The 9,796-nt window shown below is 74.7% G+C and carries 7 protein-coding genes and 1 pseudogene; all 8 read left to right on the forward strand.

The window, feature by feature from the left end:
• Positions 1 to 370 precede the first annotated feature (370 nt).
• The gene (locus ABT160_RS45330; protein ID WP_351655837.1) at positions 371 to 547 is read left to right on the forward strand and encodes a hypothetical protein; all 177 of its coding nucleotides are present in this window, start codon (positions 371 to 373) and stop codon (positions 545 to 547) included.
• Between the two features lie 348 nt (positions 548 to 895).
• Positions 896 to 2,221: a nucleotide sugar dehydrogenase gene (locus ABT160_RS45335; RefSeq protein ID WP_351655839.1), complete on the forward strand. Its 1,326-nt coding sequence runs from the start codon at positions 896 to 898 to the stop codon at positions 2,219 to 2,221.
• Complete coding sequence (locus ABT160_RS45340) at positions 2,218 to 5,388, forward strand: non-ribosomal peptide synthetase (protein WP_351655842.1); 3,171 nt, start codon at positions 2,218 to 2,220, stop codon at positions 5,386 to 5,388. Before ABT160_RS45335 ends, ABT160_RS45340 begins: the two co-directional genes overlap by 4 nt.
• A complete protein-coding gene (locus tag ABT160_RS45345; RefSeq protein WP_351655845.1) occupies positions 5,385 to 6,182 on the forward strand; it encodes a polysaccharide deacetylase family protein in 798 nt (265 codons plus the stop codon). The genes ABT160_RS45340 and ABT160_RS45345 overlap by 4 nt, the downstream gene beginning before the upstream one ends.
• Complete coding sequence (locus tag ABT160_RS45350; protein ID WP_351655848.1) at positions 6,175 to 7,473, forward strand: MFS transporter; 1,299 nt, start codon at positions 6,175 to 6,177, stop codon at positions 7,471 to 7,473. The genes ABT160_RS45345 and ABT160_RS45350 overlap by 8 nt, the downstream gene beginning before the upstream one ends.
• 27 nt (positions 7,474 to 7,500) lie before the next feature.
• The gene (locus ABT160_RS45355; protein ID WP_351655851.1) at positions 7,501 to 8,790 is read left to right on the forward strand and encodes an ATP-grasp domain-containing protein; all 1,290 of its coding nucleotides are present in this window, start codon (positions 7,501 to 7,503) and stop codon (positions 8,788 to 8,790) included.
• Positions 8,791 to 8,903: 113 nt separating this feature from the next.
• On the forward strand, positions 8,904 to 9,296 hold the full coding sequence (locus ABT160_RS45360) for a VOC family protein (RefSeq protein ID WP_351655854.1): 393 nt from the start codon (positions 8,904 to 8,906) through the stop codon (positions 9,294 to 9,296).
• A 76-nt stretch (positions 9,297 to 9,372) separates the two neighbouring features.
• Positions 9,373 to 9,796: pseudogene (locus ABT160_RS45365) on the forward strand (hypothetical protein); the annotation flags it as partial.

A 9,796-nucleotide genomic window follows, 5' to 3' on the forward strand; every position in this document is an offset into this window, starting at 1 on the left:
CAGTCGTCGATGCCGGGGACGAGGGAGGGGATCTTGAGGGTGACGGTGGCGGTGATGCCGGAACCGAGAGGTTCCGGCACCCGCCCCCTTTGCCGTTGCATGACCCGTTTCCTGCGGACTTCCGCAACGAGGGCGTTGGACTTGACCCTTCCCTTGCCCCCGGTCTCGAATTCTGAGACAGGGTGCGGCCGTGGCACGTGCCCGCCATGTCAGGTCGACGCCGTTCGCATCCCTTGATCAGGTACGGCGCCGACCAGCACAGTTGAGCTGCGAGCCCGGCCGGGCACCGGTCACACGGTCCCGAAGCGAACGGCCCGCACACCTTCTTCGCCATCACGAGCCACATCACGCCACATCACGGGGGATACCCATGTCTGCGACCCTTCGCTCCTGTCTCTGCACCGCCCTGCTCGCCCTCGCCGCGCTCGGCGCCGGTGCCGTCTCCGGGACGGGCACCACGGCCGTCGCCCACACCGAGGCCGCGCCCTCGGTGTCCACCCTCACCGAGGTGCCTTCCGGGCCGGAGGACGACAACGGCTGGTGGTAGCGGGCCCCGCCGCGGCGGAGGCGCACCGCCCGTCCCGTACGACGTACGACGGTGCGCACCGCCCGTCCCGCACGACGGCGCCGCGTGCCGCCAGCTCCGTTCGACGGGGTGCGCACCTCGGTCGCGCACGACACGCACCTCGGTCCCGTACGACAGCGTGCGCACCTCGGTCCCGTACGACAGCGTGCGCACCTCGGTCCCGTACGACAAGCGTGCGCACCCCCGTCCCGTACGACGCCGGGTGCACCGCGCACCGCACACCGCCTCCACCCCCACCCCCGTCTCCCCGCCCCGCGCCCGACGCGCTCCCTCCCCGGGAGCAGCCGCGCCTCCCGCCCAGGAGCACAGATGGACCTCATCGCCGCCGCGCCGCCCGAAGGGCCCGGCGCGGCCACCGCCGGTGACCGCAAGCGCGACCTGACCCGCACCGTGGACGTCGCGGTCGTCGGCATCGGCTACGCCGGCCTGCCGCTGGCGGTGGCCGCGGCCAAGGCCGGTCACCGCACGCGGGGCCTCGACCTGAGCGACTTCCTCGTGGCCCAGGTCAACATCGGCCGCCCGCCCGTGGACACCGTGACCGGCGCCGAGCTCGACGGGGTCGCCGGACTGCTCGACGCCACGACCGACCCGGCGTTCCTGCGCGACTGCTCGATCATCGCGCTGTGCGTGCCCACGCCGGTCGACCCCCACGGCATGCCGGACCTCGAACCGCTGCTGGCTGCCGCGCGGACGGTCCGCCACCACCTGGTGCCCGGGCAGCTGGTCATCGTGGAGTCGACCACCTACCCCGGCACCACCGAGGGCGTGGTGCGCGACATCCTGGAGGAGTCGGGTCTCGTCGCGGGACGCGACTTCGGGCTCGCCTTCTCCCCCGAGCGCGTCGACCCGGGCAACACCCGGTACGGCTTCCACAACACGCCGAAGGTGGTCGGCGGCCTGACCGCCGCCTGCTCCGCCCGCGCCGCCGAGTTCTACGGCAAGCTCACCGAGCGGGTGCACGTCACCCGCTCGCCCCGCGAGGCCGAGGCCGCGAAGATCCTGGAGAACACCTACCGCCAGGTGAACCTCGCGCTCGTCAACGAGTTCGCCCAGATCTGCCACCGCCTCGACGTCGACGTGTGGGACACCATCGAGGCGGCCGCCACCAAGCCCTTCGGCTTCACCCCCTTCCGCCCCGGCGCCGGGGTCGGCGGCCACTGCATCCCCGTGGACCCGCTGTACCTGGTCCACCGCGCCACCCAGGCGGGCGTGCCGTTCCGCATGGCCGAGCAGGCCCAGCGCGTCAACGACTCCATGCCGGTCTGGGTCGCCTCGCGCGCCCGGGACCTCCTGGAACGGCACGGCATTGCGGTGCGCGGCGCCCGGATCCTGCTGCTCGGCGTCACCTACAAGCCCGACATCGCCGACACCCGGCACTCGCCCGCCGAGCCGCTCGCCGTGGAACTCCTCGGCGCCGGTGCCGAAGTGTCCTTCCACGACCCCTACGTCGAGACGTACGCGGTACGCGGCCGGCCGCTCACCCCGGTCCGTGACCTGCGCGCCGGGCTCGCCGCCGCCGACCTGACCGTCATCGTCCAGCACCACAGCGTCTACCAGCCGGAACTGCTCGCGCAGACCAGGCTCGTGCTCGACCCCAGCGGCCCCGCCACCACGAAGAACGGCCTCCAGCCATGACCGCGCCCGGCCCCGCGCCCGTGACCACCCACCTGCCCGCCGTGGCGTCCCTCGTGCACGCACGCGTCGTCGAGCACCCCGACGCGACCGCCCTGCGCACCCCCACGCGGACGCTCAGCTACGCCGAGCTGTGGCGGCTCGCCACCGACCGTGCCCACGACCTCCACCGGCTCGGCGTCCGCCCCGGCGACGTCGTCGCCATCCGCCTCCCCGCCGGGCCGGAGGCCGTCGCCGCCATGCTGGGCAGCTGGCTGGCCGGCGCGGCCTTCCTCCCCGTCGACACCGCCACCCCCGACGAGCGGCGCCACCACCTGCTGCACCACTCGGGTGCCGTGGCCACCGTCGAGCCCGGGACCGGCCCGGTTCTCGACCAGGCGGCGGCCGCCGCGCGCCGCCCGCTGGAACCGGCCGTGGAGGAGCCCGCGTACGTCGTCTACACCTCCGGCTCCACCGGTGCGCCCAAGGGCGTCCTGGTCGACCACGCGGCGCTGGCCGGGCACGTCAGGGCCACCGTCGGCCTGCTCGGCCTCACCCCGCGGGACACGGTGCTGCAGTTCGCCAGCCTGGGCTTCGACGTCGCCCAGGAGGAGATCTGGCCGACCCTCGCCGCGGGCGCCACCCTCGCCTTCCACGGCGCGGGCGTGCCCGACACCGGCGCCCTCGCCGAGCTGGCCGCGCGACTGGACGTCACCGTCCTCCAACTGCCCACCGCCTACTGGCGGATGGCCTGCGCCGAACTCGACGGCGCCCCGGGTCCGTCCTTCGCGGGCGTCCGCACCGTGGTCATCGGCAGCGAGAGCGCCACCACCGACGACGCCCGGGCCCACCGGCGCACCCCGCTCGCCCACACCACCCTCGTCAACGGCTACGGCCCCACCGAGACCGTGATCACCGCGACCGCCCTGGTGCTGCCGCCCCACGCCCCGTTGCCCGACACCGCCGGACTGCCCATCGGAGGACCGGTCGGCGAGCGCCTGGCGCACCTCCTCGACGAGCGGCGCAGCCCCGTGGCCGACGGCGACAGCGGCGAACTGTGGATCGGCGGACCGCTGCTGGCCGCCGGATACCTCCACGACCCGGCCCGCACCGACGAGCGCTTCGCCGCCGACCCCTTCGCGACGGCGCCCGGCGCCCGCATGTACCGCACCGGGGACATCGTGCGCCGCCACCCGGACGGCCACCTCGAATTCCTGGGCCGCGCCGACAACCAGGTCAAGGTACGGGGCCACCGCGTCGAACTCGACGAGGTCGACCGCCACCTGCTCACCGTCCCCGGCGTCACCTCCGCGACCGCCTTCACCCTGGACGACGGCGCCGGGGGCCACCTGCTCGCCGCCGCCCTGGGCCGCACCGCCCAGGGCCCCGACCCGCAGGACGTCCGCGCCCGGCTGCGCGAGCGGGTGCCCGCCTACCTGGTCCCCGGCCGCATCGTCGTCCTCGACCGGCTGCCGCTCACCACCTCCGGCAAGACCGACCGGCGGGCCGCCGCCGCCGCGGCCGCCGCGCTCCTCGAACAGGCCGCCGCGCCCCGGGACGAGCACGCGGCCCGCACCCCCCTCGACACGGTGGTCACCCTGCTGCGCCACCTGCTCCAGGACCCCGCCCTCGGCCCCGACGACGACTTCCTCGCCCGCGGCGGGGACTCCCTGATGGCCCTCCGGGTGTGCGCCCGCATGCGGGCCCTCGGCGTCCCCCTGCGCCCCGCCGACCTGCTCACCGGACGCACCGCACGCACCGCGGTGGCCCGCGCGGACGGACGCGCCGCCCCCACGGCGCCCGCGCCGGACGAGCACGCCGGACCGCTGGACCTGCTGCCCGCCCAGCGGCGCTGGCTCCACGACGGGGAGCTCCCCGACCGCGACCACTTCTGCCTCAACGCCCTGTTCACCACCGAACCCGGCCTCGCCGCCGACCGGCTGCGCGCCGTCGCCGAGGGCCTGCTGCGCCGCCACCCCGCGCTGCGCACGGCACTCCACCCCGACGGCACCGCCTCCCTCACCGAACCCGACCCTGCCGCGGCCGTCCGCAGGGACGACGTCTCCACCGTCCCCGCCGCCGAGCGCACGGCCCGGCTGGAAGAGCGACTGGCCTCCGCCCAGCGGTCCATGTCCCTCGCCGAGGGGCGGGTGTTCGGACTGCTGTACACCGAGATCGGCGACGGCACGGCCCGACTGCTGCTGACCGTCCACCACTTCGTCCTCGACGGCGTCTCCATGGGTGTCCTCGTCGACGACCTCGAAGCCCTGCTGTCCGGCGCGCCCCCGCAGCCGCCGGCCACCGGACCGCGCGCCGTCGGCACCGCGACCCGCGACTGGCTGGCCGGTGCGCAGGCGCGCGAGGACGCGGCCCGGTGGGCCGCGCAGGCGGGGGAGTTCTCGCCGCTGCGGGCCGAACGGGACGGCGACGACCGGCTGCCGACCCTGCGCACCCACCGGTTCCGGCTGTCCGCCGACGCCACCCGCCGGGTCACCCACGACCTGCCCCCCACCGGCACCGCCCCGCACGACTTCGCGCTCGCCGCCCTGGTGGGCGGCCTGGCCCGGTGGACCGGTCGGCCCGCGCACGGCGTGGACGTGTACGCGCACAGCCGCGACACCTCCGTCGGCGACCTCGACCTGTCCCGCACCGTCGGCTACGTACAGAGCACGTTCCCCGCCGTCCTGCGCTTCGAGGGCGACGGCCCCGCCGCCCTGCGGGCCGCCCTGGAGGGACTGGCCGCGCTCCCGTCACGCCGGTACGGGTTCGACGCCCTGCGCCACGCCTCGCCCGTCGAGGCCGAGCGCACCGCACTACGGGCCCTGCCCAGGCCGGCGGTCCGGCTGAACTTCCGCGGCCACCTGCTCAGGCTGGAGCAGCGGGATCCGGGCGCCGTCCTGCGCCCCGCTGACGAGGACTTCGGCGCCCACCGCTCGCCCCGGCAGCGCGAGCGCTACCTGCTGATGGCGGAGGGCGACATCGTCGACGGGGAGCTGGAGCTCAGCCTCAAGTACTCGACCGGGCACTTCGCCCCGGAACGGATCGCCGAACTGGCCGCGGCCGTCGAGGCCGTCATGTACGCCGCGCTCGCCGCCCCGACGGGTCCTGCTGACGACGCCGCGCTCGCCGCCTCCACCGTCTCGGGCGACGCCGCGCTCGCCGCCCCGACCGCCCCGGAGGACGCCTCGTGAGCACGCCCGCCACCGTCCCGTACGTCCCCGGCGTACCCGACGAGCACCAGCCGGCCACGGGCAGCGCCCCCGGATGGCCGCTCGTCCTCTACTTCCACCACGTCCACCCCGACGTCCGGCACTACACCGCGCTCACCCCCGGGGAGTTCGAACGCGGACTGACCCGGGTGCTCCAGGACTTCGCGCCGTACGAACCCTCGGCCCTGGTCGCCGGCAGCGCGCCGCTCAAGCCGGACCGGCCCACCGTGCTCGTCACCTTCGACGACGGCTACCGGGACAACGTCACCCACGCCGCCCCGATCCTCGACCGGCTCGGCGTGCGCGCGGTGTTCTTCGTCTGCACCGGCCTGCTCGGACGCCGCAGCGCACAGCCGCGCCAGGACCAGCTCAGCCACGACGAGTGCGACCGGCTGGCCGCGGCCGGGCACCTCATCGGAGCCCACACCCGCACCCACCCCCACCTGGACCGCTCCCCGGAGCGGCTGGTGCGCGAGGAGACGCTCGGCTCGATCGAGGACGTCGCGGCCCGCCACGGGCCCGACGCCGCCCGCCTCTTCGCCTACCCCTATGGCGGGATCCCCGACCCGGCCGCCCCGCTCGCCGACGACGTGCTCGCCTTCGGCACCGTGCGCTCGCCCGCCACCCCGTGGACGGCCGCACCCCACGCCATCCGGCGCACCTACCTGCCGTCCGGCGCCGAGGACACCTGGGACGGGCTGGTGGACCACTGGCGGGCCGGCTGGACCGCGGGACCCGCCGCCCCCGTACGCCCCGAGGGAGACACCCATGACTGAACGCACCAGCTGGGGGGCCCGGTTCACCCGGGCCCTGCCCGCCACCAGGGAATCCAGGATCATCGCGCTCAACGCGCTCGTCGGATCCGTGGGGACCGGCATGTTCCTGGCCGGCTCCGCCCTGTACTTCACCCGCTTCGCCGGGCTGAGCGAGACCCAGCTCGGCCTGGGCATGGGCATCGCCGGAGTGGTGGGCCTGGCCACCACCGTGCCCGTGGGCCGGCTCGCCGACCGGTTCGGCCCGCGCAACGTGCTGCTCGTCGTCGTGCTGTGGCGGGCCATCGGCTACCTCGCCTACCTCAACGTCGACGGGTTCACCGAGTTCGTCGTCACGGCCAGCCTGCTGTACGTGATGGACCGCGCCGGACAGCCCCTGAACCAGGCCCTGGTGGGCCGCCTGATCACCGGCACCGAACGCAACCGCACCATGGGGTTCATCAGGTCCCTGCGCAACCTCGGCTTCACCGTGGGGTTCGGCATCGCGGGCATCGCCCTGACCACCGGCTCCGAGGCGGCCTTCCGCTGGCTCTTCATCGGCAACGCGATCAGCTTCGTGTTCGTCTTCACCTTCGTCACCATGCTGCCCAAGGTCGGCCCCTCCGCCCCCAAGGGCGAGGACGGCGCGCCGGACCCGGCGGCCACCGTCGTACCGCCCCTGCGCGACTGGCGGTTCGTCGCCGCGATGGCCTCCAACGGCGTGCTCTTCCTGCACGACGCCGTGCTCATCACAGTGCTCCCGCTGTGGGTCGCCGAACACACCCCGTCCCCCGACTGGATGATCACCGTCCTGGTCACCACCAACACCGTGATCACCGTCCTCGGACAGGTCAGGGTCACCCGGCACATCGACAGCCTGCCCTCGGCCGCCCGCGCCACCAACTGGTCCGCCGTACTGCTTACGTTCGCCTGCTGCGCCTTCGCCGCCAGCGGCGTCGTCGACACCCCCGCCTGGGCCTCCGTCACGCTCATGGGCGCACTGCTGCTGCTGACCGTCGCCGAACTCCTGCACTCGGCGTCCTCGTGGGAGATCTCCTTCGCGCTCTCCCCGGCCGCCGCCCAGGGCCGCTACCTGGCCTTCTTCAACCTGGGGTTCTCGGCCGCCGAGATCGCCGGACCGGTCGTCGTGCTCTGGCTCCTGGCCCGCACCGGCCCCTCGGGCTGGCTGGTCCTCGCCGTGTTCTTCCCGCTCGCCGCCGCCCTCAACTGGATCGGCACCCGCCCCCGGAAGACCACCCCGACGGCCCCCGCCGGAGCGGAGGCCACCCCCGTGTCCACCCCGACCGGCGCCTGACCCCACCCGCACCCACGGAGGAGCACCATGTCCGACACCCCGCCTCCCCAGCACCTGCTGATCGTCAGCGGCGGCCGCGACCTGCCCGACCGGGCCCGCGACGCCTGGCCCGGCCTGCGCACGAGCGTGATCTGCCGGCCCGAGGTCGTGCCCCGGCTGCGCAGCCGCGAGAAGATCCAGCGGCTGATCGTGCTGCGCGAGGACGCGTCCGTCGACGAGTGGGTCGCCGCCGCCCGGTTCGTCCACGCGGTCGACCCGGTCGACCGGCTCACCAACTTCACCGAGAAGGACACCGAGAAGACCGCCGCCATCGGCCTCGACCTCGGCCTCGCCTGGCACAGCCCCGAGACGGTCCGCGCCGTCGCCGACAAGTGCGAGATGCGCCGGGTCCTGGCCGAGGCGGGCGCCGGCAGCGTCACCGCCGAGACGGTGCACGACGCGGCGGGCGTCCTGAAGGTCGCCGAGGAGGTCGGCTACCCGCTCATCTGCAAGCCCGTCCGCGGCGTCGCCAGCAAGGGCGTCACCCGGATCGACGGACCCGCCGACATCGAGCGGGCCCTGGCCTGGGGCGCGACCGGCGCGGGCGACCTCGACTCGCCCGAACTGCTCGTCGAGCCCTTCCTCAGCGGCGAGGAGTACAGCGTCGAGGCCGTCAGCGAGGACGGCGAGCACCTCGTCGTCGGCGTGACCCGCAAGATCTCCGAGCACGACCACTTCGTCGAGGTGGGCCACGTCGTCCCGGCCCCGCTCGCCGACGCCGACGCGGACCGCGTCGCCGACACCGTGCGCGCCATGCTCACCGCGCTCGGCGTGCGCCGTGGCGTCACCCACACCGAAGTGATCGTCGCCCCCGACGCCGTGCACGTCGTGGAGACCCACCTGCGCCCGGCGGGCGACGAGATCCCCGAGCTGTGGGCCCGCGTCAGCGGCGTCGACCTCATCGACGTGGTGGCCCGCCAGGCCGTCGGCCTCAAGGTCCTCGACGACGTGCGGGCCGCGCTCGCCCGGACCCAGGACGGGCCGCGCGCGGCCGCCATCTGGTACGCCTGCCCGGATGCCGTCGGCGAGATCGTCGAGGTCACCGGAGGGGACGCGGCCAGCGCCCTGGACGGCGTCGTCGACGTCGAGGTGCTGCGCGAGCCGGGCAAGCGGCTCAACGGGGTGACCGGCTCGTTCGCGCGCGGCGCGCACGTGTGCGCGGTCGGCGACACGCCCCAGGAGGCCCTGGAACGCGCCAAGGAAGGCGTGCGCAAGCTCTCCTTCACGGTACGCAGCGACGGCATGGCCGCACGCCACGACGGCCTCGACGCAAACTGACGTTCCGTCAAACAGCGGACGCCCGGTAGAGCGCCCCGCCTGTACGCACACCCAAAGTCACTCACACCCGAGTCACTCACCCACAAGTCACTCACACACGAGAAGAGACGACCATGAGCAACGAGACCACCCCCGACTACGCCCTCGACGGCCTCCACCACGTCCAGCTCGCCATCCCGCCGGGCGCCGAGGACCTGTGCCGCCAGTTCTGGGGCGAGGTGCTGGGCATGACCGAGCTGGAGAAGCCCCCGGTGCTCGCCGCGCGCGGCGGCTGCTGGTTCCGCGGCGGCGGCCTGGAGGTCCACCTCGGCGTGGAGCAGGAGTTCGCCCCGGCCCGCAAGGCCCACCCGGGCATCCTGGTCAACTCCCTGGAGGGCCTGGCCAAGCGCCTCGAGGAGTGCGGCCACGAGGTGACGTGGGACGACAACTTCCCCGGCATGCACCGCTTCTACGCCTTCGACAAGCTCGGCAACCGCCTGGAGTTCCTGGAGCCCAAGACGGCCTGACCCGCCGCCCCCACCCCGCAACCCGACCGTCCCACCCCGTCCGCCCGTGCGGCGCACGGCACTTGAGGAGCCAGTGATGACCGAAGCAGCGGGCAGGCTGCCCGCACTCCGCGTGGCGGACCTGATCGTGGCCGAGGGCCCCGAGGGTGCCGAGCGCATCCTGATCGCCGGACTGACCGTCAGCGTGGCCGCCGGCGAGATCGTCGCCGTACTGGCCGACGACGCGGCCTCGGCGGCCGCGCTGGTCCAGGTCCTGGACGGACGGCGACGGGCCCAGTACGGCACCCTGGCCGCGGGCGGCGGCGGACGCACCCGCCGCGTCGCCCCGGCCAGGCCGGCCGGCGTGCGGGTGGTACGGCCCGGACAGCCGACCAGCACCGGCACCGGCGCCCCGACGGCCGTGGTCGTCGACGCCACCGGCACCGGCCGGGGACCGGCCTGCGCCGACACCGCGCGCACCGCAGCCCGCGCGGGCAGCGGGGTGCTGATCGTGACCACCG

The sequence above is a fragment of the Streptomyces sp. NPDC001941 genome (assembly GCF_040296945.1).
In the GTDB taxonomy this organism is placed as follows: domain Bacteria; phylum Actinomycetota; class Actinomycetes; order Streptomycetales; family Streptomycetaceae; genus Streptomyces.